This is a genomic window from Flagellimonas aequoris (assembly GCF_003584165.1).
GTDB lineage: Bacteria > Bacteroidota > Bacteroidia > Flavobacteriales > Flavobacteriaceae > Flagellimonas > Flagellimonas aequoris.
Genome location: NZ_QXFJ01000008.1, coordinates 164812 through 190704, shown reverse-complemented (window position 1 = coordinate 190704; position 25893 = coordinate 164812). Strand labels below are relative to the sequence as shown.

Genomic DNA, 25893 nt, shown 5'->3' with positions numbered 1-25893 from the left:
CTTCTAGTTACTTCTTTTTTATTTGATTAAGCCTCGTGGGTGTTTCTTACCTTAACATGATAGAACACATTGGGTTTTGTTCCCACATGCTCCAATAGGTGGTACATTCTATCATCTTCCTTCAACTTGGCCACTTTGCTTTCTTTATCGTTGACATCCCCAAAGACCATGGCACCTGTGCTACAAGCGGCGGAACATGCTGTTTGGAACTCTCCGTCCTTGATGACCCTTCCATCCCTCTTGGCATCCAAGATGGTCTTTTGGGTCATTTGGATACACATAGAGCATTTTTCCATAACACCTCGGGAGCGAACATTCACATCTGGGTTGATAACCATTTTACCCAAATCGTTGTTCATATTGAAGTTGAACTCGTCATTGTTGTTGTACAAGAACCAGTTGAACCTACGTACTTTATAAGGGCAGTTGTTGGCACAGTATCTAGTACCCACGCAACGGTTGTAGGCCATATGGTTCTGACCTTGCCTACTGTGTGATGTTGCCGCAACCGGACAAACCGTTTCACAAGGAGCGTGGTTACAGTGCTGGCACATTACCGGCTGGAAGGCCACCTGTGGATTGGCAGATGCATCTTCCATCTCCCTGAATCCGCCCAAGGAGCCTTTTTCTCCCCAAAGGCCGTCCATGCTTTCCTTTTTCTCGTTGTCTTCCTCAAAAGTCTCTTCGGAAGAGTAATATCTATCGATGCGCAACCAGTGCATATCACGGGAACGACGCATTTCTCTTTTACCTACCACAGGAACGTTGTTCTCTGCATGACAAGCGATCACACAAGCCCCACATCCTGTACAAGCATTCAAATCGATGGAAAGGTTGAAGTGGTGTCCAATGGAACGATCAAAAGATTCCCAAAGATCGGCGTCAGGTGACGTAACAGGAATTTCTTGATGGTTCAAAGAAACCTCCGCCATGTGGTTCCACTCGTGATGGTCTTTGGTATTGAAGATTTCCAAGGTGGTTTCCTTGATGATATCCCCCCTACCCATCAACGTTTTGTGTGATTGGATACAGGCAAACTCATGAACACCTGCAGCTTTTTCAACCGTGACGGATTGCACATTGGCAAAATTTCCATACAGTGTATAGGCATTTACACCAGTGGCCATTTCATCCTGCATACCGGCTTTCTTGCCATATCCGAAAGAAAGACCAACGGTACCCACCGCCTGACCTGGCTGCACGATTACTGGAACATTTTCCAGCACCTTACCGTCCACGGTCAATTTGGCATAGTCACCATTGAGGCCTCCGTCCGCTACAATTTCATTTTCAAAGCCCCACTTTTCAGCATCGGCTTTGGATACGGTCACATAATTGTCCCAAGACACCCTGGAAATAGGATCGGGAAACTCTTGCAACCATGGGTTGTTGGCCTGACGACCATCCCCCATACCGGTTTTGGAATACAAAACCAACTCGGTTCCGGCACTTGTGGCATTTACCAAAGAGCGAATGGCAGAAGCAATCGGCACCACAGTAGTCTCTTCCCCTTCCGTTGTATCGGCGGAAACCACTTCGGCAGTTTCTTCACCTTCAACAGCTGGAGCCATGAAAACACCATCTTGTAAAGCTTTGTTCCAAGAACCGCCCTGAAGGATATCGGTACTCCATGTTTCCTTGATGTAATCGTAATAGGTTTTCTCACTGCCCATCCAGCCCAACAAGGCTGTTTGGAACTGTTTGGTGTCGAACAACTCGCGGATTGCGGGTTGCATCAAACTATATTGTCCTTTCTTGAACTGTGCGTCACCCCAAGACTCCAAATAGTGGGAAGCAGCCCCAACATAGTTGGCAGCTTGTGCCGTTTCATCATTATTGAATGAAAAGGCAACGGACAAATCCACTTTTTCAAGTCCAGAGACAAACTCTTCTGAATTGGGAAGGGTGTACACTGGGTTCACACCATCCATAAGCAATGCCCCAACGCGACCTGCATTCATATCGGCAACCAACTTGGTTACCTTGGCAGTGTCCCCTTGACGGATATATTTTGGGCTTTCGGGATCGAAAGCCTCGCTGGCCAACAATTTGTTGATGGCCAACACCACGGTCTGCGCATTTACATCGTTCAGACCAGTGACCACAACAGCTTTGCTTCCTGCTTTTTTAATTTCTGCGGCTACTTTTTCAACGGCTTCATCAACATCGGAAGTACCACCTCCCACATTACTGCCATTCAATTTGCCGTACAATTTGGCCAAGGCTATTTTTTGTTGGGTAGGCGTCATTGGATAACGCTTGTCCGCATTGGCACCTGACAAGGACATGTTGGACTCCAACTGGATGTGTCTTGACATTTTACCATGCTTGGGCACCCTGCCTTTGGCATAGCCTCCTTCATAACCTCCACCTTGCCAATCTCCAAGAAAATCAGCTCCGAAGGAAACGATCAATTCGGCCTTTTCAAAGTCGTAATCGGCCAAGGCGCGTTCGCCATAAGCCGTTTGGTATGCGTTAAGGGCAGCATCCTCAGAAATGGCATCATAAACCACATGGTTCACATTTTCACCATAAGCCGCCTTAAACTCAGCAATCAATTTATCCGTAGAGGGGCTCGCATAGGTCTGGGTCAACAAGACCACTTGCTTATTGGAACCTTTCAAACTGTTCAATTTGGCCCTCACCGTGCCATCAAGGACCTTCCATTCGATAGGTTCCCCTTTTGCCAATGGCCCTTGAACTCTTTTACTGTCATATAGGGAAAGTACGGAAGCCTGCACCCTGGCATTGGCACTTCCATTGACCTTGGCATCGGTATTGTTCTCGATCTTAATCGGCCTTCCTTCCCTGGTCTTCACCAAAATGCTGGCAAAGTCAAATCCATCGGCAATGGTGGTGGCGTAGTAGTTGGCCACACCGGGAACAATTCGGTCCGGTTGCACCACATAAGGAATGGATTTGTGTACAGGCCCCTCACATGCCGCTACGGTAGCAGCCGCTGTACTGAAGCCCACATATTTCAAAAAGTCCCTTCTGGATGTATTAGATGAGGACAGGTTTTCCTTGTCGCCCAAAAACTCATCAACGGGAATCTGTTCTGTAAACTCGTTGTGTCTTAGCGCCTCAACAATGGAATCGTTCGGATTCAACTCCGCTTCACTTTTCCAATATTTCTTGTTTGATGCCATACGATATATCTGAGATTATCTGCTTTTTAATTCTTAATAGTGACACTTACCACATTCGATACCACCCATCATGGCCGCGGTCAATTGCTCCACGCCATATTTTTTGGACAGTTCTTCGTGAATGGCTTCGTAGTATTCATTGCCCTCGATCTTCACGTTGGTGGTACGGTGACAATTGATACACCATCCCATGGTAAGCGGAGCAAATTGCTCAACGATTTCCATTTCCTCTACCGGACCGTGGCAAGTTTGACAGGCCACACCCGCCACAGAAACGTGCTGTGAGTGGTTGAAGTAGGCAAAATCGGGTAGATTGTGGATCCTTACCCATTCCACAGGCTGTGTCTCACCTGTATATTTTTGATTTTCCTCATCCCATCCAACGGCCTTATACAATTTCTTGATCTCGCCTGTATAGAAATCATTGGTATGCCCGGCAGCCAAATCCTCAGCAGAAGGCCCTTCAGGGTTTCCTGCATATTGGTAAATCGATTTGTGGCAGTTCATACATACGTTCAACGAAGGGATACCTGAAGTTTTGGATACCCTTGCGGATGAGTGGCAATATTTACATTCAATCTTGTTGTCCCCGGCGTGCACCTTGTGAGAGAAGTGAATCGGCTGAACAGGGGCGTAACCCTGGTCTACACCCACCTGCATCATATAGCCGTAAGCAAAATAGGCACTTGCCAATAAAAGGAAAATCGTGGTCACCAACACCAAGAACTGGTTTTGGGCAAACGCCTTCCAAATGGGCAATCTTTTTTCTTTTTCTTTATCCAGAACAACCCCATTGGCTTCGGCGATGCGACGCAAGGTCTTGTTCACCAATATCAACATCACCACCAACAATCCAAAGACAAGGGCCAAAGCCCCTAAGATCATCTCATTGGAAATCCCTCCTGAAGCATCACCAGAACCAGCACCAGTATCAGCAGCGGTTGCCGTAGCGGCAGCCGGAGTTGCCGGAGGCGCGGCGGTATAGGCCAAAATATTGTCGATATCTTCATTGGACAGTGTAGGGAAAGGCGTCATGGCCGCTTGATTAAACTCCGCATAGAGCGCAGTGGCATAAGCATCGCCAGAGGCAATCACCCCGGGACTGTTCTTTACCCAAGCATAGATCCATTCACGATCCAATCCGGCATCGTCCGCCAAACGTTGTTCCACATTGGCCAACGCAGGACCGGTCATCTTACGGTCAAGCGCGTGACAAGCGGCACAGTTTTGGTTGAAGAGCTGTTTTCCTTTTACAGGATCACCCCCACCCGTTTCAGCGGCGGCTGTTTCTTCCTGTGCATAAAAAGATGTGGAGAAAAGTAGGAGAGATAAACCTAAAACTTTAGAAAATAGATGGCGGTATAAAACCTTTTTCATATTTACGAAATTTCTATCGAAATCCTTGGCACGATTCTTTCTATTGAAATTGAGAACAATAGCTTTTTACACTACCAAGAGTGGCAACAAAAGTAAGACATACAGGCATTTTTTAAAATGTTAAGGTATTTATAACATCTAATTTATAAAGATTCTAAATAAACTGGCCCGATCAGGTTTAAAACAGAATAAATTACATTTGCACGAACAGATAATCCAAAAGTACCGGAACAACATGAAAACTCCCGTATTTACTGCTATTTTGCTAGGTTTGTCCCTTCATCTTTCCGCGCAGGAGGGCAAGGTGATCATCCAGCAGGACCCAAAAATTGATGAACTGTTAAAATTATATACCGATGTAAATTCCAAATCGGGATTTTACCAGATCCAAGTTGGTTTTGGGGACTATCAAAAGGCCCAAAATCTGAAATCACAGGTTGAGATCGATTTTCCGGATTGGTATTCCAAAATAGAATTTGAATCGCCCACCTATCGTGTTCGATTGGGCAAGTTCAAGACCAAATTGGAAGCGGAACGAAAATATCTGGAAGTACGAAAGAAATATCCGGATGCCATGCTCCTAAAACCGGAGAGCGAATCCAAGTCATAAAAAAATCCCGCCAAAAGCGGGATTTTCTTTTTTTGATGATTTCCTGATTACAGCTTTTTCTTCACTGCAACCTCTTGGAAGGCCTCAACAATATCACCTTCCCTTATGTCATTATAATTTTTGATCTGCAATCCACAGTCATATCCTTTGGCCACTTCCTTCACATCGTCCTTAAATCGTTTCAAGGAAGCCAACTCGCCTGTGTAGACCACCACTCCGTCGCGGATCAACCTTATTTGCGAATTTCGGAAAATCTTGCCGCTTGTCACCATACAACCTGCAATGGTACCGACCTTGGAAATCTTGAAGGTTTCCCTGATCTCGGCATTACCCGTGATTTCCTCTTTGATCTCTGGGGACAACATACCTTCCATGGCGTCCTTAAGGTCATTGATGGCATCGTAGATGATGGAATACGTTCTGATATCGATTTCTTCCTTATCCGCAACCTGACGGGCGTTGCCCATAGGTCTTACGTTAAATCCTATGATGATGGCATCAGAGGCACTGGCCAACAATACGTCCGATTCGGTAATGGCACCCACCCCTTTGTGGATGATGTTCACCTGAATCTCCGCGGTTGAAAGTTTTTGGAACGAATCGGTCAAGGCCTCCACGGAACCGTCCACATCACCTTTCAGGATAATGTTCAACTCCTTGAAGTCTCCCAAAGCAATTCGTCTTCCAATCTCATCTAGGGTAATGTGACGTTGCGTCCTTACCGACTGCTCACGTTGCAATTGGGAACGCTTGGCGGCAATTTGCTTGGCTTCACGCTCATCTTCCAACACGTTGAACCTATCACCAGCTTGTGGTGCACCGTCCAATCCCAAAATAGATATGGGGGTTGAAGGTCCGGCTTTCTTAATGCTTTTTCCTCTTTCATCCTGCATGGCTTTTACCTTACCACTGCAGGTTCCGGCCAACACATAATCCCCGATGTTCAATGTACCCGATTGTACCAAGACCGTGGAAACATATCCTCGACCTTTGTCCAAAAAGGCTTCCACAACGGTACCGGAAGCAAGTTTGTCGGGATTTGCCTGGAGCTCCAACAATTCAGCTTCAAGCAATACTTTTTCCAACAATTCCTTCACGCCCTGACCCGTTTTGGCAGAAATATCATGGGACTGGATCTTGCCTCCCCAATCTTCGACCAAAAGGTTCATTTGGGCAAGTCCTTCCTTAATTTTATCCGGATTTGCCGTTGGCTTATCCACTTTGTTGATTGCGAACACTATAGGAACCCCAGCAGCTTGCGCGTGGCTGATAGCTTCCTTGGTCTGCGGCATGATGTCATCATCCGCAGCGATTACAATGATCGCGATATCCGTTACCTGTGCTCCACGGGCACGCATTGCGGTAAACGCTTCGTGACCCGGTGTATCGAGGAACGTTATTTTCTGGCCGCCTTCCAAGGTAACCCCATATGCACCAATGTGCTGTGTGATCCCCCCGCTTTCGCCGGCAATTACATTCTCTTCCCTAATATAGTCCAACAAAGAGGTCTTACCGTGGTCAACGTGACCCATTACGGTAACGATGGGAGCCCTTGGTTTCAAATCTTCAGCGGCATCCACTTCTTCTTCGATGGATTCTTCAATCTCAGCAGTAACAAATTCTACCTCATAACCAAATTCATCGGCCACTATGGAAAGCGTTTCTGCATCCAAACGTTGGTTCATGGTCACCATGATTCCCAGGGACATACAGGCAGATATGATCTTTGTGGTGGGCACATCCATCATGGCAGCTACCTCGTTCACAGTCACGAACTCGGTAACCTTGAGGATTTTGCTTTCCAATTCCTGCTGTTCCAGGTCTTTTTCCGTTTGTTGACGGTGCTGGTCCCTTTTCTCCCTACGATATTTGGCCCCTTTGCCCTTGCTGGCCTTGCCTTGGAGTTTTTCCAAGGTTTCCCTTACCTGCTTTTGTACTTCTTCCTCGGTAGGCTCCACTTTAGGGGCTGCAGTACGCTGACCGCCTTTTCTACCTATACCATTTCCACCGCCCGGTCTGTTAGGACGTCCGTTTCCGGATTGTGGTCCTCCATTTTTAACAATACGTTTTCTACGCTTTCTCCTATCCGCACCTGCATCCGAAGAACCTCCATTGGACTTTTGGTTCTCCTCTTTCTTCTTCTTTGGTTTTTCGAATTGGGAAAGGTCTATTTTATCACCAGTGATCTTAGGCCCGGAAAGTTTTTGGTATTGGGTCTTTATGGTACCTGACTCTTTGGGTTGTTCCTCCGCCTTCTCTTCCTTCACGTCTTGTTTCAGCTCAACCTTCTTCTCCTCTACCTTCTTGGCCTCTACTTCTTTGGGGGGTTCCTCAACAGGGGTAGGAGCGGGCTTGGGTTCTTCGACCGCTTGTTTTGGTTCTTCCTCTTTGGGTTGACTTGGCTTCTCGTCCAAATCTATTTTACCAACGGTCTTGGGACCGGCAAGCTCGGCCTTGGCCTTGATCACTTGCTGCTCCGCATTGCGTTTTTCCCTTGCAATCCTTCGCTCTTCCTGTTCCTGTTCCATTTGGACACGGATAGCTTCTTTTTCCTTCCTTTTCTCCTCACCAACTTCTTTGGAAGCTACTTTTTTACTCTTATCCGTTTGGAACTCATCCAACAGGACCTGATACACCTCATCTGAAATTTTTGTGGTAGGACGTGCCTCTACCTCATGGCCCTCAGAGGCCAGGTAGTCCACCGCCCTTTCCAGTGAAATGTTCAATTCCCTAAGAACTTTATTAAGTCGTATCGTTGGATTTTCTGCCATAAATTAATTTCCTTGCCCTAAAATTCGCTGCTAATATAAGTCTAATCTTCAAATTCTTCCTTCAGGATGCGAATCACATCCAGGATTGTTTCTTCTTCCAAATCGGTTCGCTTGGCCAAGTCGGTCACATCTTGTTCCAAAACACTACGTGCGGTATCCAAACCGATCTTCTTGAGTTCCTCGATCACCCAGCTTTCAATTTCATCTGAAAACTCGGTCAATTCCACATCTTCCTCAACACCTTCACGGAACACATCTATTTCGTAACCAGTCAATTGGCCTGCCAATCGAATGTTATGCCCACCCCTACCGATAGCCTTGGAAACTTCCTCTGGCTTAAGATATACCTGGGCGGTTTTTTTCTCTTCGTTCAATTTTACCGATGAAACCTTCGCAGGGCTCAATGCCCTGGTGATCATCAATTGTGGATTATTGGTCCAGTTGATCACATCGATGTTTTCATTACCCAACTCGCGGACAATTCCATGGATACGCGACCCCTTCATCCCCACACAGGCACCTACCGGATCGATCCTATCATCATAGGAATCCACGGCCACCTTGGCTTTTTCACCTGGTATACGAACCGCTTTTTTAATGGTGATCAATCCATCGAACACTTCCGGGATTTCCTGGAAGAACAATTGCTCCAAGAAAATAGGTGAAGTCCTCGACATGATAATGGTCGGCTTGTTCCCTTTCAATTCAACACTTTCAATGATTCCACGAACATTGTCGCCTTTACGGAAAAAGTCGGATGGAATCTGTTTTTCCTTTGGAAGGATAATTTCATTACCCTCATCGTCCAACAAGATCACGGCCTTGTGACGGATGTGGTGTACCTCAGCGGTATAGATCTCACCTTCAAGGTCTTTGAATTGCTTGTAGATGGTGGTATTATCGTGCTCATGGATTTTGGAGATCAGGTTTTGGCGCAAGGCCAAAATGGCCCTTCTACCCAAATCGATAAGTTTCACTTCTTCGGAAACGTCCTCTCCCACCTCAAAATCCGGCTCGATCCTTCTGGCCTCGGTAAGGGATATTTCTTCATTGGGATCTTCCACTTCCCCATCTTCTACAACCACTCGGTTTCTCCATATCTCCAAATCCCCTTTATCCGGGTTGATGATGATATCAAAATTGTCGTCAGAACCAAACTTCTTCTTGAGGGCACTTCGGAACACTTCTTCCAAAATGGCCATAAGGGTCACCCTGTCTATAAACTTATCGTCCTTGAACTCCGAAAAGGATTCGATGAGCGCTAGGTTTTCCATTTTTCTACTACGATTAAAATTTTAATATAACTTTTGCTTCTTGGATATCAGAAAAAGCAATTTCCTGCTTTTTCTGTACTGTTACCTTTCCCTTACCGGTGGGTTTGGGCTCACGTGCCTTCCACTCCAAGGTAATACTATTTTCAGAGGCATCCACCAAAGTCCCTTCCAATTCTTGACCCGTGGTGCGCACCTTTATCTGTCGTCCAATATTCTTTGTATACTGACGGGGAAACCGCATAGGGGAAGCCGCTCCCGCGGAGGCCACTTCGAGTGAAAAATCCTCTTCCTCTCGGTCGAGGTTGTGCTCAATGGCCCTGCTAACATCCATACAATCCTGAAGACTCACTCCTTTATCACCGTCCAAAACTACCTTTATGGTATTGTCCCCACCTACGGTAAAATCAATCAAAAACAAAGAAGGACGTTCCTCCAAGGCCTTGTTCAACAACGATTCCACTTTTTCCTTCAACATAAGAAATCAGCAATAAAAGAGGGGACTCAAAGTCCCCTCATGAATACTTCTATATCCGTTCAGTGGTGCAAATATACGACAAATATTCCTGTAACTGCAAGTATGTGGTACACAAAACATTTGATACGACTTTATTCATGATGCATTTGGTCTAGACTGCCTCAAAATTACTTGCCTTTCCAATGACACTCCAAGCAAAATTTTAGAAGGACAAGCAAGTTTCAGACTTGACAAATTTACCCATTAACACGGCTATTTACCCATTTCACAACAAATATTTTCAGTAAAGGATACTGGGGTTAGCTTTGTACGCAAATCAACAAGGAGCATGACCTCAATTTTGTTCGGCAAGGGAAAATCACCCAAAATTTCCAATGGCCATAGGGCACTTTTGGTGTTCTTTTTATGGGGAACCTTCCTCTCTTTTTCACAGACCATCCTTTGGAGTGAAAACTTTACCTATGCCAACAATACCCAAAGTGGTACGGCCACGGGACCATCTGCCTCCAATTGGACAACCGACCGGGGAAATAGTTTGTCCGTTCGAAACAATTCCCTCCGTGGAAGAAATTTAGGCAGTATGGGAACTTGGCAGGTCAATTCTATTGATATCTCAGGATATTCCTTTATCAGTTTTCACATGGATACTTGGGCAAATACACCCAGCGAAATGGATAATGGTCAGGATTATTTTAGAGGAGAGTACCGCATTGATGGAGGGTCTTGGCAACAATTTGTCAATGCATCGGGATCCAACTCGGACCCCTTAAATTCCTCCTACACCGTTAACCTATCCACAGCAGGAAACACTTCACTTGAAATCAGGGTTCGGATGTACAATAATGATGGGGCGGAACAATATTTTATTGACAATGTTACCGTGGAAGGAGTTTCTGGCATCTGTAACGGGGAAATCGACTTTGAGTTTTACGACAGTGGCCCTTCAGGAAGTACTGTGGACAACATTCCTACCTCTGGTGCATTGGGTACCGGCACCTATACCAGTTTTGATGTTGACGCCCTCCAAAACCAAGAAGATCCAGGCGATACCGATTACTTCAGTATTCGATACGATGGTTATATCCAAATTGATGCCGCAGGATCATACACTTTCTACACTTCTTCTGATGACGGTTCCAAGCTTTATATCGATGGTACCCAAGTTGTAGATAACGATGGGGCCCACGGCACACAGGAAAGGTCGGGATCCATTTCCTTGACCGCCGGTCTTCACACTATAAGGGTGCTTTTCTTTGAAAATGGTGGCGGTGAAACCTTAACCGTGCAATACCAAGGGCCTTCCATTTCCAAGCAAAATATTCCATTCTCCATATTATACTCCAATTGTTCTCAACCCGACTTGGATAATGATGGGGTTCCGGACAGCACAGATGTTGACGATGACAATGATGGTATTTTGGATACGGATGAATGCGGGGGAGCAACGGGCAGTGCGTATGTGCAGACCGCCACGAACGTTCAATATTTCAACAATGTTTCCAACGCCCAGGGAAACCCGGGCACCACATATGCTGCCAACTCGGTTTCAACCTACCAAGGTCAATCCATTTTATTATTACAGTTTGCCCAGGTGATACCCATAGGCACTAACGTCAGTGTTTTCTTGGCTGCGGACCCCAATGCAAATAATGGCAGTGGCAGCACGGACATGCAGATTCAATATACCAACGGGAATTGGTTGGCAAGCGCTGGAGGTATTCCTTCGGGATCTATAACTGAAATTACTTTTACGGTTTCAACCAGCAATTTTCAATCCTTTAGGGTGATGGCATACCAAACTGGGGCAAGAGTCTATGGGGCCAGCTACAGTGGTTCTTTTGATTGCTCCACTGTGGATACGGACGGCGATGGAATTCCTAATTACCAAGATTTGGATAGTGATGGCGACGGTATCCCCGATAATGTAGAGGCGCAGACTTCAACAGGTTATACGTCACCTTCGGGAACTGATTCCGACAATGACGGATTGGACAACGCTTACGAAACTGGTGGCATAGCCTACGTGGATACCGATGGGGACGGCACGCCAGACTTCCTCGACACGGATAGTGACAACGATGGCACCAACGATACCACCGAAGCTGCATTGACCCTCTCAGGAAGTGACTCGGACAATGATGGATTAGACAACAATATCGATACTACCTCTGGTTATGGTGACCCTGGCGGTACCATTGACGATCCCACCACCACAAGTGGTGCAACTTTGATGCTTCCTGATTCGGACGCGGATTTAGGTTCCGGAGGGGATTTGGATTTCAGGGACGATACCGTCAATTCCGACCAACCACCTTCCATTGCCGCTACAGGAGATCAGGTTTTCTGTCCTGGCAGTACCATCCCGGTTGTGGAAAGCGTCAGTATTACAGATCCGGATAGCAGTACCTTAGATGCAGTATTCATTCAGATTACCTCTAATTACAACAATACAGGAGACCTTTTAAGCTTAACAGGCACTCACCCCAACATCACCGCAAGTTGGGATGTTTCAGAAGGTAGATTGACCTTGACCGGACCAACAACCTTGGCTGAATTTGAGGCAGCCATCAGTGCGGTTGTTTTTCAAACCACTGCAACAGTAACTTCTGGGGAAACTCGTAGTTTTTCCATTGTGATGGATGAAGCCAACTATTTGGCGTCGACAGGACACTATTATGAGTATGTACCCTCATTGGGAATTACCTGGACATCGGCAAGGGATGCCGCTGCTTTACGCACCTTTTATGGCCTTCAAGGATATTTGGCCACTATTTCCATTCAAGACGAATCCGATCTTCTGGGTTCACAGGCTCCCGGTGCCGGTTGGATCGGAGCCAGTGATGCCGCTTTGGAAGGGGATTGGTATTGGGTAACGGGCCCCGAGGCCGGAACATTGTTCTGGAGAGGTAATGCCGGCGGAACTGCTTTTGCCTATGAGTTCTGGAACGCAGGCGAACCCAATAACAGTGGTGATGAGGACTATGCGCACATTACCGCACCAGGGGTAGGCTTACCAGGGTCTTGGAACGACCTTTCCAATACAGGTGCTGCCAGTGGTGATTATCAACCAAAGGGGTATTTGGTGGAATATGGTGGCATGCCAGGAGATCCACCATACCCAAACCTTGCGGCAACAACGACCATAACCGTGGATCCAACAGCACCAACAGCAAGTGCTCCAGCTCCATTGACCGTGTATTGCACCGGGGATATTCCAGTAGCGGATGTGACCGTAATCACCGATGAAGCCGATAATTGCGATCCAAGCCCGACCGTTACTTTCATCAGTGATGTGAGCGATGGAGGGTCCAATCCAGAAATTATCACCAGAACTTATAGGATTACCGATGCCTCTGGTAATACTTTTGATGTGGAACAGACCATCACAGTAGATCCTTTCACCATCGATACACAACCTGCAGATCAAAATATAATTGTGGGCAACAATGGAAGTTTTTCCGTTTCCACCACTGGAATTGACACCTACCAATGGGAAGTGAGCACCGACGGGGGCAGTAATTTTGTTCCGTTGGCGGATGGTACCGATTATAGTGGGACCTCAACTGCAAACCTCACTATTAACAGTCCGGATTTGGATAAAAACGGATATATCTTCCGTGTTTTGGTTTCCAATTCCACGGCAAGCTGTACCGCATTGACCTCAACCCAAGCCACTTTGAACTTAAAGGTTGGAACAGTCATCACCAATAGAAAAGTCACCTATCGGGTAAACAAGAACTAACAAAAAAGGGAGCTGCTTTAGCTCCCTTTTTTGTTCTTCACTTTTTCTCAAAAACGCCCACCATCTGACCTTCAAACAGTGTTTGGATTTCTGAAAGTATTTCGGGATCATCAATGGTTGAGGGTACATTGTATTCCTTTCCATCGGCAATGGCCCTAATAATCTTTCTAAGTATTTTTCCTGAACGTGTCTTGGGTAAGCGTTCGGCCACCAACACTTTTTTAAGTGATGCCACAGGACCTATTTCTTTCCGTACATCGTTTACGACTTCGGACTGTAGTTGAAAATGTTCAATTTCCGAACCCGCTTTGAGTACTGCAAGCGCCAGAGGTATCTGACCTTTAAGGTCATCCTCTATTCCCACCACACAACATTCGGCCACATCGGGGTGCTTGGCCACCACTTCTTCCATTTCCGCAGTGGACAAACGGTGTCCGGCCACATTGATGATATCATCTACCCGTCCTGTGATGAACACATATCCCGCCTCATCAATATATCCCCCATCACCAGAGAAATAATAGCCTTCAAATCGTTCCAAGTAGCCTTTCACGAATCGTTCCGTATCCCCCCAAAGGTTGGGCAAGGTTCCCGGGGGCAAGGGTAATTTTATGGCCACGTAGCCTTCTTCGCCTTGATCAGCTTGAGTGCCATCTTCCCGAAGAATTTGGACATCATACCCACAAACCGGTTTGGTGGCCGATCCCGGTTTTACCTCAAAATGACTTTCAACCCCCATCATGTTAGCCACAATGGGCCATCCTGTTTCGGTTTGCCACCAGTGATCGATCACGGGTACGTTCAATTTTTCTCCTGCCCATTCGAGGGTACTCACATCGCATCGTTCCCCGGCCAAGAAGAGATACCGTAATCCCGTCATATCAAACTGCTTGATAAATTCCCCATGGGGATCTTCTTTCTTAATGGCACGAATAGCCGTGGGGGCCGTGAACATGACATTGACCTCGTGATCACTGATCACCCTCCAAAAAGTGGAGGCATCGGGTGTTCGAACGGGTTTCCCCTCAAAAAGGACCGTGGTACAGCCATAGATCAAGGGGGCGTACACAATATAACTGTGCCCCACGACCCATCCCACATCGCTGGCCGCCCAAAAGACCTCACGGGGGTTGACCCCGTAAATATGTTTCATACTATAATGCATGGCCACGGCGTGCCCTCCATTGTCACGAACGATTCCCTTAGGCTTGCCCGTTGTCCCCGAGGTATACAAAATGTACAACGGATCGGTAGCGTCCACTTCAGTCCAGCGAACAGGATCGGCAATCTTCATCAAGGTGGCATAATCAATATCGTTTTCTCCATCAGGGCGAACCGCTCCCAATTTTCGGTTGAATACGATTACATGTTCCGGGGAATGGGTCGCCATTTTAATGGCTTCATCAACCATGGGTTTATAGGGAATGATACGGTCTACCTCGATGCCTGAAGTCGCCGTGATGATGAGTTTTGGTTTGGCATCGTCAATCCTGATGGCCAACTCATGCGGGGCAAAACCACCGAATACCACGGAGTGTACCGCACCAAGCCTTGCGCAGGCCAACATGGATACCACCGCCTGCGGGATCATGGGCATGTAAATGATTACCGTGTCCCCTTTTTCCACTCCCAAGCGCTGCATCCCTCCAGCCAATCGGCTTACCATGTCCCTCAATTCCAGATAGGTATATTTCGCAATCGATTGCGTGACCGGGGAATCGTAAATCAGTGCAATGTCGTCTCCCCGACCGTTTTCAATATGGGCATCAAGGGCCAAATAAGAGGTGTTCAACTTTCCTCCTTTGAACCATCGGTAAAATCCATTAGCATCCTTACTGATTGCCCGAGTTGGTTTTTGAAACCAACTGATCTGCGAAGCTTGATCCATCCAGAAATTTTCCGGATCTTTTGTGGATCTTTTGAACTCCTGTTCATAAGTAATCTGCGCCATTGTTCATGTAGTTTGTTTAATCTGTTTGTGCATGTAATCACCATAACAGAACTACCTGATTTCAAAGTAGTTCTAAAGGTAAATACCTGCCTAATGTACAGATTAATCCCCTGTGGAACGATTTTTATTTTGCTAAATTGATATAGGTCAACAACTCTTCTTCAACAACCGATACTTAACAAATGGAACACTTTGGATTTGCACTTCTCCTTCTTCTTGGAACCCCAATCTTAAAAGCCCTTTGACCTTAGTTCTGGTTTGGGGCAGCAAAATGGTGATGGAATCGAGTCCCATTTCATTAAAAGCTTTCTTGATGATCTTGGTATAAATGGACTTACCCAAGCCCCAATGGTCAGGATGTAGCACCATGGCCAAATCAGCCTCCCCGTTTTCAGGTTGCAGTCCGCCCCAACCCACAAAAGCATCATCCACATAAAAAGCCCAGGGACCATAACCGAATTCTGCCCATAATTGTTCCTTTATTTCAACAAATTTTTCCAAATCCTCTTTTGTGAAATCCCCTTGGAACAACGGCATTTGTCTTCGCACCAATTCATGGTTCATCAATAGGAGCAGATCAGCAATATCGACTTCGTGAAGTCGCTTGAATTCAATCTTCATTTGAATGGATTAACTTTCCATTGGTTCGGATTGGCCTTCATCCATTACAAAATCCTGTTACCTTTATACCATGATCAACCTTGGGAAACCCAAAACCAAATACTACTTAAAACGAATACTGCCCTTCGGAATTATCTGGCTGGCTTTGAGTTGGTTTGTGCTCCTTATCGAGTCCATGGCCACCGACTACGAAAACAAACGTCCCGAAACGGATATTACAGTGGACTGGGCCATTTTTCTATTTGCCTCCTTTGCCGTTTTCATGGTAGGAATTGCTATGGGAACCGTAGAAGTACTTTGGTTGGGAAAGCAGTTTAAATCGAAAAGTTTTGGCCGTAAGATCCTTTATAAAATGGGGTTTTACCTATTGTTCATGCTGGTCATCAATTGCATTACTTTTCCACTAGCGGCCAGTATAGAGATGGGCACCTCTATTTTGGACAGTGGGGTTTGGGACAAATTTTCCCATTACATCGTGAGTTCCACCTTTTTGAGCACCATGGTATCCCTTTCCTTCAGCATTTTTGTTTCCTTGTTGTATTCTGGGATCAGTGAGCATTTGGGACATGATGTTTTACTCAATTTCTTTTCCGGAAAATACTACCTACCAAAAGCCGAAACCCGAATCTTCATGTTTCTCGACATGAAGTCTTCCACTTCGTTAGCCGAGCAATTAGGTCATCAAACCTATTTTGAGTTTTTACGGGATTATTATAACCAACTTTCGGATGCCATTATTCAATTTAAGGGTGAAGTCTACCAATACGTTGGGGATGAAATCGTGATTTCTTGGAAAAAAGAGGAGGGTGTTTCGCATCAAAATTGCATCCAATGTTTTTACGCCATGAAAGAGCGTCTAAAGAAAAAGTATGGTCAATTCGAAAAAAAATACGGTGTGATCCCTTCCTTTCGGGCAGGTATGCATATGGGGCAGGTGACCACGGGAGAAATCGGGGCACTTAAAAAGGAAATCTTCTTTACGGGTGATGTATTAAATGTAACGGCCCGTATACAGAAGCTTTGCAAAACTTACGGTAAAGAATTACTTCTTTCGGGTCAGCTGAAAGATGTACTGGATGAAAATGGGCCCATCAATTTTGAACCCATGGGCACAATGGAACTGGAAGGCAGAAAGGAACCAGCGGCACTGTTTTATCCAGTTCACCTCTAAAACACTAAAATGAGTTCCCGTTTCCGGCTTGCCGTCTTCATCATTGTTAATAAAATTGCAAATTTGAAGGTGAATTTCACCAATGCCAGGGTGGTTTGGTATTTTCGCAGTCGCGATACAGTTCAAGTATGATGGTTTGGATCATTTTCCTGTTGGGAATACTTGCCTTTTTGGCCCTCGATTTGGGCGTTTTCAACAAAAATGCCCACATTATCAGCGTTAAGGAAGCATCCATGTGGACCAGTATTTGGGTCACCCTGTCCCTCCTGTTTTCCTTTGTGATCTATTGGCTTTACAGTACGGGCAAAATTGACAACCCGGATCAGTTAAAACCTATGGGGGCCAGCATGAAATACCTCACGGGTTACCTCATTGAACTATCTCTCAGCATTGACAACATTTTTGTAATTGCCGTAATTTTCGGTTCGTTCCGGATTCCACAGAAATACCAGCACAGGGTCTTGTTTTGGGGTATTTTGGGTGCCATCATCTTTAGGGCCTTCATGATTTTCTTCGGAGTTGCCCTGATCAAAAAATTTAGCTTTACCACCTATATTTTTGGGGCATTCCTGATTTTTACAGCCATACGGATGGTCGTTTCCAAGGAAAAGCCTTTCAATCCGAAAAAATCCTTTGTCTACAGAAACTTGCGAAAGGTGATGCCGATCACTTCCCATATGCAGGGACAAAAATTCTTTATCAAAATAAAGCATATTACGGCGGCCACTCCACTTTTTATTGCGTTGGTAGTCATTGAGTTCACAGATATTTTGTTTGCCCTGGACAGCGTTCCGGCCATTTTGGCCATTACTTCCGACCCTTTTTTGGTCTTCAGTTCCAATATTTTTGCCATTTTAGGCCTAAGGTCTATGTACTTTTTCTTGGCCAATATGCTGAACAGGTTCCATCACCTGAAATACAGTTTGGTGGCCATTCTAAGTTTTGTGGGCATCAAACTCATCTTGGCCCATAACTATACATTTCCCGAGTGGGCGTCCCTTGGGTTTATTGGAATTTCCCTTTTAATTGGGATTTTGGTTTCCTTTTTGGATAAGAATTCCAAGGACAGTCATTAACTCAAAATGAATTAACAATAAAAAACCTCCCCATCTTGCGAAGGGGAGGTTTTTGTTGGCCTACTAGGACTCGAACCTAGAATGACTGAACCAAAATCAGTAGTGTTGCCAATTACACCATAGGCCAGTACCACATCAAAGCCAAAATTGTTTCAGCTTTTGAGCGTGCAAATTTATAACAAACTTTGGTATCAGCAAATATTTTGACAAGAATACACCCTAATTTTCTTCCTTGTCCATGTTAAAGGTTTTTGAAAAATGACCTGCCTTCTCTGCTATATTTACTAAATTCGCCCCAACTCGGTTAACAACCAACTCTTATGTTCGCAAAAGACTTCAAAAAATGGGATACCATCGTCGGGTGGATTTCCTTCGCAATTGCCTTTGCTGTTTATGCCCTGACCGTTGAACCCACAGGAAGTTTTTGGGATGCCGGGGAATACATTTCCACCGCTGCCAAGCTACAGGTTGGTCACCCACCTGGCGCTCCGCTCCTTCAGATGATCGGTGCCTTTTTTTCCATTTTTGCCTTTGGGGACGAAACCAAGATTGCTCTCATGGTCAATGCGGTTTCCATCGTATCCAGTGCCTTTGCCGTACTGTTTACCTTTTGGTCCATTACCAATTTGGCACAAAAACTCATCAATTCCGATAAGCCGTTGTCCAACAACAAGGCCATTGCCGTTTTGGGAAGTGGGCTTGTGGGTGCATTGGCCTTCACCTTTTCAGACAGTTTTTGGTTCAACGCCGTGGAGACCGAGGTATATGCCATGGCCAGTTTGATCATGGCCCTTTTGCTCTGGCTGGGATTGAAATGGGTAGATAATCTGGACGACCCAAGAGGCCACCGTTGGTTGTTGCTTATCTGCTTTTTGGTGGGACTTACCTTCGGGATCCAGTTTATGGGCTTTTTGGCCATCCCTACCGTTGGCCTGCTTTATTATTTTAAAAGATACAAGACCACCACCGTCAAGAATTTTCTTTTGGCGAATTTGATCGTAGTGGTCATCTTGATATTGGTCTACAAATTTTCGCTCACCTATGTGTTGAAATTGTTCGGTTGGAGCGAGGTTTTCTTCATCAACGAAATTGGCCTTCCCTTCAATTCAGGGACCATTATCATGGGATTGCTTTTTGTGGCCGCCTTCTATTTTGGGTTGCGCTATACCCGAAAACACAAGTTTTACTCGGGCAACCTCATCATCATGTGTTTAATGTTCCTCATCCTTGGGTTTTCTTCATGGATGATGCTGCCCATCAGGGCCAACGCCAAGACTGTGGTGAACGAGAACAACCCTGCTGATGCAAGGGCCCTTTTGGCCTACTACAACAGGGAACAATATCCTGGGGTGGACAGTCCCATTTATGGCGCGTATTATTCCGATGCCTTTGCCCCATCCGGTGAGGACAGGGATGACAGCCCCAAATATGAAAAAGACCTGAAACTGGGCAAGTACGTGATCGTCAACCATTACAAAGGTGCAGTGCCAGGCCCTAACCCAAAGCATGTGGGCCTTTTACCACGGATGTGGAGCGACCAACATGCCGAAAACTACATGAAATACTTTGGGGTACTCAATTTCAGGATCAAATCGGAATACATTTCCAACAATGATCTAAGGGATGCAGTGAACCAGTTTAAGGCTGCATACACCAAAGGTGAACTGGACTCCGAGCAATATATCCGCTTTTTGCGGGAATTCGGGGAATATATTGAAGTGGAGCCCCCAACGTTATGGCAGAACATCCAATATATGTTCGATTTTCAGTTTGGGTATATGTACATGCGGTACTTCATGTGGAACTTTGTAGGGAAGCAGAACGACATCCAAGGCAAGTACGATGAAAATGGCAACTGGCTCAGTGGCGTCGGTTTTATTGATGGTCTACGATTGGGTAGTCAAAAGAATCTTCCCAGCGATTGGAAGAACAATAAAGGACGTAACACCTATTTTTTCCTGCCCCTTATCTTAGGCATCTTGGGCATCGTTTTTCAAATTTCGAAGAACCCCAAACAATTTTGGGCCCTCTTTGTGTTCTTTATGTTCACGGGATTGGCCATTCAATTCTACACCAACCCCTATATCTTCCAGCCCCGTGAAAGGGATTATTCCCTAGTAGGGTCCTTCTATGTATTCTGCATTTGGATCGGTCTTGGGGTATATGGATTGTATGAAGAGTTCAAAAAACTGATTCCTGCCAAGATTGCGGCACCGGCCATTACTACTTTATGTCTGCTGGCGGTTCCTTTTTTGATGGCGTTCCAAAACTGGGACGATCATGACCGTTCCGGCAAATATACAGCTCCCTCCACCGCAAAGGCCTATCTGGATTCCTGTCAGGAAGATGCCGGGGCCATCTTGTTCACCATTGGCGACAACGATACCTTTCCACTCTGGTATGCCCAAGAGATCGAGAACTACAGAACCGATGTCCGCATCGTAAATACTAGTCTATTCGCCACGGATTGGTATATAGACCAGATGAAACGTAAGGCGTATGAAAGCGACCCGATTCCTTCGCAGTTAACACATGATAAATATCGATACGGAACCCGGGATGCCGTCTATTCTACCAAAGCGGATGATGTTTTCAGAAAACCGATTTCGGAAAGCAGATGGTCCATCAACGATTTTGTGAGCTGGATCGGGAGCGACAATCCCGAGACCAAATTCGGGTTTGTGTTGGAGAAAAGAGGAGCAGACTTGGAACAATATCCCGAAAGTACCTTGGATATTGTGTACTACCCCACCAACAAGATCCGTATTCCGGTGAACAAAAAGAACGTCATTGAAAGTGGGTTGGTCAAGGAGAAAGATTCTGCACTTATTGTGGATTATATAGACATTGACCTACCACAAAGTGCTTTGCCCAAGAACAGGATATTGATGCTGGATGTCATCGCCAACAACGATTGGAAACGACCCATTTATTTCTCCGGTGGAAGTTTTGATAGCTCGGAATACATTTGGATGAAGGACTATCTACAATTGGATGGCCTCGTATACAAGCTGGTGCCCATCAAGACCCCGAACAAGAATTCGTTTGAAATGGGCCGTATCGATTCCGACCTCATGTACGACATTGTAAAAAATTGGGACTGGGGCAATTCCGGAAGCGACAAGATCTATCACGATCCGCAGACCCGTTCCCAAGGACTTTCGTTCCGAAGCAATTTGGCCAGGTTGATGGAAACCTTGATCGAAGAGAACAAAATAGACAAGGCCAAGGACGTCATCGACATCGCCATGACCAATATGCCGGTAGAACACTATTATTTCTATGCCTTTGTGGAACCTTTTGTAGATGGCTACTACAAGGTAGGTGAGACTGAAAAGGCCAGGGAATTGTATGGCAAGCTCAAAAAAATCTATCAGGAACATTTGGAGTACTATTCCAGCATTCCTTTGGATGAGCAATATGAGAAGATTGACGACATCCTATCCGACATGCAGGCCTACCGAAGGAACATCGATATCCTTATCGACAACAAGGATAGGGAATTTGCCGAATCCGAAACGGTAATCTTCAACGAGTACATAGACAAGTTCTCCCAATTTGTGGATGACGGGAAAGAGGAACTACTGGAAGAACCTTCACCCATTAATCCGGATTTGGAAGATTCCATTCCATTGGATACCATTGGGAACATGGGGGATTCGGTTGTGCCGCAAGAACAGAACTAAAAAAAGCGAGGTGAAAACCTCGCTTTTTTTATTAAATATATTCGTTTAAGATGCCTATCAACGTATTGGCGTCCTGTTCGCCGCTCTGCCGCCAGACCATCTCTCCTTTTTTATAGATCATTAGTGTGGGTAGCCCTTTTATGCGAAGGGCTTGGGAAAGTTCCTTGTTTTTGTCCACATCAATTTTTATCACTTTTCCCTTATCGCCGAGAGCAGCAGCTACATCGCGTAATACGGGGTGCATGGACGTGGATTGCTCGTTCCATTCTGCATAAAAGTCCAACAACACAGGGACCTTTAAATCTATGAGTTCACCAAACTTGGACATGTATTCTATAGGTTTGTAGTCAAAAGTAAGAAAAAATGTTAAAGTTTAACATTAAGTGAACGCTTTACGGTATTGACCTTAGTTAAATTCACGTTAAACCTTCATTATAAAAAATGCCCTGGGTTTACCCGTTCAGAACCGCGGATAAAAATTCATCCCCCATCGAGAAAGCTTAACCCTCCCGTTTTTCCGTTTCACCTTTTTTGGCCATCCCGATTGTTGCGATGTGACCTAACATTGCTTCAAATTTAAAACACACATCATGAAAAAAATACTAGTGGCAATTATGCTGTTCTCTTTTGCCCTTGGCTTTTCGCAAGAAGACGATAAGTACACCGAAATCTTGGAAAAACAAATCGAGACCCTTCAGCTGACCGGTGAAAAGAAAGAAGCCTTTATCGAAATCAGCGACAAGTACTACGAAAAGATCAAGGCCACCCAAGAAAGCGAAGGCTCCAGAATGTCCAAGTTCAAAGAACTAAAAGCGATCCAGGACAGTAAAAACGAAGAAATGAAAGCACTTTTGAGCGAAGACGAATTTGAAGCTTTTAAGGAACTCCAGAAGGAAAACCGAAGCGCACTCAAAGATCGTTTCAAGCAAAAGAACAAATCATAAAAAGCAACTTTTTCATTCTTAATCCCAGGCTTTCCCGGTCAACCGTTGTGGATTGGGGAAGCCTTTGTACTTTTAAAAAATGAAAATGATCAAAACCGAAAAAAGGGTATTGTTGTTGACCTCTGTTTTAGTGGCCATTGCCTTGAACGTCCACAGGCTGTTTGTGCTATTGCCGGGTGAAGCAAGGAACATTGGCCTGCCTTGGGTATTTAACGCACCTGAACTGGCCTACCAGACCCTTTTCCAATTCGGTTTCTGTATTTTCTTTGGCTATCTGAATTTGGCCTGGCTCAATTGGAATGGGGATAAGGGTAACAAACACCTATTGAAAAACCTTCTTTCCAATGCCGTGTTTTTCGCCGTGCTTTTGGCGATTGGTTCCGCCTCCCAAAAGTTGTTTTTCCAGAATGTGACCAATGTAAGGCTCTTTCGTTTGGGGTACTTTTTTAGGTTGGTCACCAGTTTGGGATTGATTGCCATTTTGGTCAAGATCGTTTTGCTCAACAGAATTCAAAAACGAAAGGAACAGGAGAACGAGCAATTGAAAACGGCCTATTTTGATGCGGAGATCAAAAACCTAAAGGCCCAGATCAACCCTCATTTTTTGTTCAATGCCCTGAGCAGTCTTTCGGCTTTGGTCAGGGAAAATCCGCAAAAGGCCCAAGATTATATTACCCACCTTTCCAAGGTGTTCCGATATTCCCTTGGCAACCACCAAGAGCAATTGATTGGTCTGGACAAAGAGTTGGAATTGTTGGATTCGAACATCCAATTGTTGAAAATGAGATTCGAGGAGGCCCTTCAGGTCCATATTGATGTCCCAAGGACCCAAGGCATCCGATTGCCCCACATGTCCTTGCAACCCTTGTTGGAAAATGCAGTAAAGCACAACTATGTTTCGAAGGAGATTCCCCTGCGTATCGATATTTTTCAGGAAAATGGGGCCTTGCATTTTAGGAACACCCTTAATGAAGCCGTATACAAAGAACCATCCACGGGAATTGGCTTGTTGAACTTGAACGAACGCTACAATATCTTGATGGGCCATTCCATTGAGATTGAAAAAACAGAAGATCATTTTACCGTAAAACTTCCCTTAAATCCTTGATCACATGTCCATAAACATCGCCATTATTGAAGACGAACCGGCCATTGCCAGAAATCTAGAGTTTACCCTTAAAGAGCTAAATCCGGAAATCCAGGTGTTGAACAAAATGGACAGTGTGAAAAGTTCCGTGGATTGGTTGCAGGAAAACATGGATGCCTGTGATCTACTTTTTATGGACATTCGATTAACGGATGGACTCTCGTTCGACATCTTCAAGATCATAAAGCCCTCCGTTCCTGTCATATTCATTACCGCCTATGATCATTACGCATTGGAGGCCTTTAAAGTAAATGGGCTGGACTATATCCTAAAACCGTTTGAAAGGGATGAAGTGGCCAATGCCCTCCAGAAATTCAGGGATACTCGGGGCATTAAATCAACCGGCAACGACAAAATCCAAGAACTGTTGAACTACCTCCAGACCAATGAGAACAAATCCTATCGCGAAGCCTATTTGGTACACTTCCAAAATAAATTGATCCCCCTACCCGTGGAAAAAATCCATTGGTTCTTTACCGAACAGGAAGTGGTTTATGCCCATACTTCGGATGGCAAAAAATACATCATCGACTCCACATTGGACAAAATATTGGCCGAGATTTCACCAAAACTATTTTATAGGGCCAACCGCCAATTTATAGTGCAACGTTGGGCAGTAAAGGACATTGATTTTTACTTCAACGGCAGATTGATCATCAATGTGGAACCCAGACCCCATGAAAAAATCATTGTAAGCAAGGCCAAAGCTCCTGAATTCAAGAAGTGGTTGGATGAATGATCAATATATCGGTTCTTGAACCAACACCACGAGTTCTTTCCTCCTTGGACTGGTTTCCAACACGGTATGCATGCGATCCATTTGATTTAGGGTAAAGGTGTTCATGCAACCATCATCCGTATAGTCCATATAATTTTCGGTCATTTCCAATTCGGTGCAGGTGATTTTATCCACCGGGCAACCATAACTGGGTTCGGCCGATAAAGGTGTATCGAGACAATAGTCATCATAGGTACAGTCCCCATCGCCCCAAATATGTCTTAAACCCAACCAATGGCCAACTTCGTGGGTGGTGGTTCTTCCCAAATCGTATGGAGCGATCAAATCGGGAAAATTGCCCTTTTCGCTGGAACCAAAATATTTATACCCGATCACGATTCCATCTGTATTGTCGGGTCCATTGTCCACATTCAACCCGGGCAGATCGGACTCATCCGGAAACTGGGCATAACCCAACAAATCCCTACTGGCAAATCCACCAAAATTTACGGTCCAAATGTTGAAATATTTTTCGGGATCCCAAATGGTGAACGGTTTCAAGCTGGTTTCAATCGGATTCCTTAAAAATCCCTTGGGCCATTCGGAACGCCCCCCATCCACACGATCAATACCCGGTTCCTCCAAAGCGCTACCGTTCGGGTCTTCGGTGGCCAGAAAAAACTCTATCAAGGTATCTGCACCGGCTTCATTTTCGTTGAACCCATTGCTTCCAATCCTCCTTCTAAAATCCTCATTGAGTACTTCAATTTGCGATTGGATCTGGGCATAACTGATGTTCGCGCCAGATCCAACAGCTTCCCCGTTATGCACCACGTGCACCACAACGGGTATTTTATAAATGGTCTGGTATTCTGTTACATTCCCATTGAAATCTTCCGAATCGCTAGAACATGCGGAGAGCAACAGCAATAAAGATGTGGTTACAAAAAGTCTTTTCATGATTGTTGTTTTGCTCCAAAAATATTTCCAATCCTATAGGATTGGCCATGAAAAATTCCTTCAAAGAGGGTATTCGGGGGGCAAGCCTGCAAAATTAAAGGTTGAACCAAAATGCCAATTTGTTAACCGACCTTAAAGGAAATTTCAACACTAACATTCTCAGCCTCACCTACTTTGCCCTCATACACCTTTTCATTTTGAACCAACTTCGCCCCAAAAAG

17 protein-coding genes and 1 tRNA gene are annotated in these 25893 nt (G+C 45.3%); 8 read left to right on the top strand and 10 right to left on the bottom strand.

The genetic code is table 11. From position 1 onward, the window contains the following. Positions 1-26: 26 nt before the first annotated feature. Positions 27-3149: a TAT-variant-translocated molybdopterin oxidoreductase gene (locus D2U88_RS01795; RefSeq protein WP_119638585.1), complete on the bottom strand. Its 3123-nt coding sequence runs from the start codon at positions 3147-3149 to the stop codon at positions 27-29. Positions 3150-3182: 33 nt separating this feature from the next. Continuing rightward, complete coding sequence (locus tag D2U88_RS01790) at positions 3183-4526, bottom strand: cytochrome c3 family protein (RefSeq protein ID WP_119638584.1); 1344 nt, start codon at positions 4524-4526, stop codon at positions 3183-3185. Between the two features lie 235 nt (positions 4527-4761). Here D2U88_RS01790 and D2U88_RS01785 point away from each other — a divergent pair, with 235 nt between their 5' ends. After that, complete coding sequence (locus D2U88_RS01785; protein WP_119638583.1) at positions 4762-5136, top strand: SPOR domain-containing protein; 375 nt, start codon at positions 4762-4764, stop codon at positions 5134-5136. A 47-nt stretch (positions 5137-5183) separates the two neighbouring features. Here the strand turns inward: D2U88_RS01785 and infB are convergent, their stop codons facing one another. From infB to rimP, 3 genes are read right to left on the bottom strand one after another with little or no spacing between them, the layout of a single operon-like run. Further along, positions 5184-7907: a translation initiation factor IF-2 gene (infB, locus tag D2U88_RS01780; RefSeq protein WP_119638582.1), complete on the bottom strand. Its 2724-nt coding sequence runs from the start codon at positions 7905-7907 to the stop codon at positions 5184-5186. 41 nt (positions 7908-7948) lie between these two features. Then, positions 7949-9181, bottom strand: a complete 1233-nt coding sequence (nusA, locus tag D2U88_RS01775; protein WP_119638581.1) for a transcription termination factor NusA — start codon at positions 9179-9181, stop codon at positions 7949-7951. Positions 9182-9194: 13 nt separating this feature from the next. Further along, positions 9195-9656, bottom strand: coding sequence for a ribosome assembly cofactor RimP (rimP, locus tag D2U88_RS01770; RefSeq protein ID WP_119638580.1), 462 nt, complete (start codon positions 9654-9656; stop codon positions 9195-9197). Positions 9657-9984: 328 nt separating this feature from the next. Between rimP and D2U88_RS01765 the strand changes: the two genes are divergently transcribed. Beyond that, a complete protein-coding gene (locus tag D2U88_RS01765; protein ID WP_119638579.1) occupies positions 9985-13398 on the top strand; it encodes a PA14 domain-containing protein in 3414 nt (1137 codons plus the stop codon). A 37-nt stretch (positions 13399-13435) separates the two neighbouring features. Here the strand turns inward: D2U88_RS01765 and D2U88_RS01760 are convergent, their stop codons facing one another. Continuing rightward, on the bottom strand, positions 13436-15340 hold the full coding sequence (locus tag D2U88_RS01760) for a propionyl-CoA synthetase (RefSeq protein ID WP_119638771.1): 1905 nt from the start codon (positions 15338-15340) through the stop codon (positions 13436-13438). Between the two features lie 156 nt (positions 15341-15496). Continuing rightward, on the bottom strand, positions 15497-15970 hold the full coding sequence (locus D2U88_RS01755) for a GNAT family N-acetyltransferase (RefSeq protein WP_119638578.1): 474 nt from the start codon (positions 15968-15970) through the stop codon (positions 15497-15499). A gap of 70 nt (positions 15971-16040) precedes the next feature. On the opposite strand from D2U88_RS01755, the gene D2U88_RS01750 reads away from it, so the two are divergent. Both D2U88_RS01750 and D2U88_RS01745 read left to right on the top strand, forming a co-directional pair. Further along, complete coding sequence (locus tag D2U88_RS01750) at positions 16041-17141, top strand: adenylate/guanylate cyclase domain-containing protein (RefSeq protein WP_235855695.1); 1101 nt, start codon at positions 16041-16043, stop codon at positions 17139-17141. Positions 17142-17269: 128 nt separating this feature from the next. Continuing rightward, entirely contained in the window at positions 17270-18217 is a 948-nt protein-coding gene (locus tag D2U88_RS01745) for a TerC family protein (RefSeq protein WP_119638577.1), read from the top strand. Between the two features lie 55 nt (positions 18218-18272). Here D2U88_RS01745 and D2U88_RS01740 read toward each other — a convergent pair. Continuing rightward, positions 18273-18344: transfer RNA gene (locus D2U88_RS01740), tRNA-Gln, on the bottom strand. A gap of 193 nt (positions 18345-18537) precedes the next feature. On the opposite strand from D2U88_RS01740, the gene D2U88_RS01735 reads away from it, so the two are divergent. Next, positions 18538-21903, top strand: a complete 3366-nt coding sequence (locus D2U88_RS01735; RefSeq protein WP_119638576.1) for a glycosyltransferase family 117 protein — start codon at positions 18538-18540, stop codon at positions 21901-21903. Positions 21904-21934: 31 nt separating this feature from the next. On the opposite strand, the gene D2U88_RS01730 is transcribed toward D2U88_RS01735, so the two are convergent. Beyond that, positions 21935-22231 (bottom strand): thioredoxin family protein, encoded by a 297-nt coding sequence (locus D2U88_RS01730; protein WP_036382448.1) that lies wholly within the window; start codon positions 22229-22231, stop codon positions 21935-21937. Between the two features lie 262 nt (positions 22232-22493). Here D2U88_RS01730 and D2U88_RS01725 point away from each other — a divergent pair, with 262 nt between their 5' ends. The 3 genes from D2U88_RS01725 (at position 22494) to D2U88_RS01715 (ending at position 24733) form a co-directional block, all read left to right on the top strand. Next, entirely contained in the window at positions 22494-22847 is a 354-nt protein-coding gene (locus D2U88_RS01725; RefSeq protein WP_119638575.1) for a hypothetical protein, read from the top strand. Between the two features lie 85 nt (positions 22848-22932). Beyond that, on the top strand, positions 22933-23955 hold the full coding sequence (locus D2U88_RS01720) for a sensor histidine kinase (protein WP_182859082.1): 1023 nt from the start codon (positions 22933-22935) through the stop codon (positions 23953-23955). 4 nt (positions 23956-23959) lie between these two features. Continuing rightward, complete coding sequence (locus tag D2U88_RS01715; protein ID WP_119638573.1) at positions 23960-24733, top strand: LytR/AlgR family response regulator transcription factor; 774 nt, start codon at positions 23960-23962, stop codon at positions 24731-24733. On the opposite strand, the gene D2U88_RS01710 is transcribed toward D2U88_RS01715, so the two are convergent. Beyond that, complete coding sequence (locus tag D2U88_RS01710) at positions 24734-25672, bottom strand: zinc metalloprotease (protein ID WP_119638572.1); 939 nt, start codon at positions 25670-25672, stop codon at positions 24734-24736. Positions 25673-25893 lie beyond the last annotated feature (221 nt).

Bases quoted from the DNA above. Each gene is read 5' to 3' on its own strand.
- D2U88_RS01795 (WP_119638585.1), bottom strand. From the start codon at position 3,149: ATGGCATCAAACAAGAAATATTGGAAAAGTGAAGCGGAGTTGAATCCG.
- D2U88_RS01790 (WP_119638584.1), bottom strand. From the start codon at position 4,526: ATGAAAAAGGTTTTATACCGCCATCTATTTTCTAAAGTTTTAGGTTTA.
- D2U88_RS01785 (WP_119638583.1), top strand. From the start codon at position 4,762: ATGAAAACTCCCGTATTTACTGCTATTTTGCTAGGTTTGTCCCTTCAT.
- infB (WP_119638582.1), bottom strand. From the start codon at position 7,907: ATGGCAGAAAATCCAACGATACGACTTAATAAAGTTCTTAGGGAATTG.
- nusA (WP_119638581.1), bottom strand. From the start codon at position 9,181: ATGGAAAACCTAGCGCTCATCGAATCCTTTTCGGAGTTCAAGGACGAT.
- rimP (WP_119638580.1), bottom strand. From the start codon at position 9,656: ATGTTGAAGGAAAAAGTGGAATCGTTGTTGAACAAGGCCTTGGAGGAA.
- D2U88_RS01765 (WP_119638579.1), top strand. From the start codon at position 9,985: ATGACCTCAATTTTGTTCGGCAAGGGAAAATCACCCAAAATTTCCAAT.
- D2U88_RS01755 (WP_119638578.1), bottom strand. From the start codon at position 15,970: ATGAAGATTGAATTCAAGCGACTTCACGAAGTCGATATTGCTGATCTG.
- D2U88_RS01750 (WP_235855695.1), top strand. From the start codon at position 16,041: ATGATCAACCTTGGGAAACCCAAAACCAAATACTACTTAAAACGAATA.
- D2U88_RS01745 (WP_119638577.1), top strand. From the start codon at position 17,270: ATGATGGTTTGGATCATTTTCCTGTTGGGAATACTTGCCTTTTTGGCC.
- D2U88_RS01735 (WP_119638576.1), top strand. From the start codon at position 18,538: ATGTTCGCAAAAGACTTCAAAAAATGGGATACCATCGTCGGGTGGATT.
- D2U88_RS01730 (WP_036382448.1), bottom strand. From the start codon at position 22,231: ATGTCCAAGTTTGGTGAACTCATAGATTTAAAGGTCCCTGTGTTGTTG.
- D2U88_RS01725 (WP_119638575.1), top strand. From the start codon at position 22,494: ATGAAAAAAATACTAGTGGCAATTATGCTGTTCTCTTTTGCCCTTGGC.
- D2U88_RS01720 (WP_182859082.1), top strand. From the start codon at position 22,933: ATGATCAAAACCGAAAAAAGGGTATTGTTGTTGACCTCTGTTTTAGTG.
- D2U88_RS01715 (WP_119638573.1), top strand. From the start codon at position 23,960: ATGTCCATAAACATCGCCATTATTGAAGACGAACCGGCCATTGCCAGA.
- D2U88_RS01710 (WP_119638572.1), bottom strand. From the start codon at position 25,672: ATGAAAAGACTTTTTGTAACCACATCTTTATTGCTGTTGCTCTCCGCA.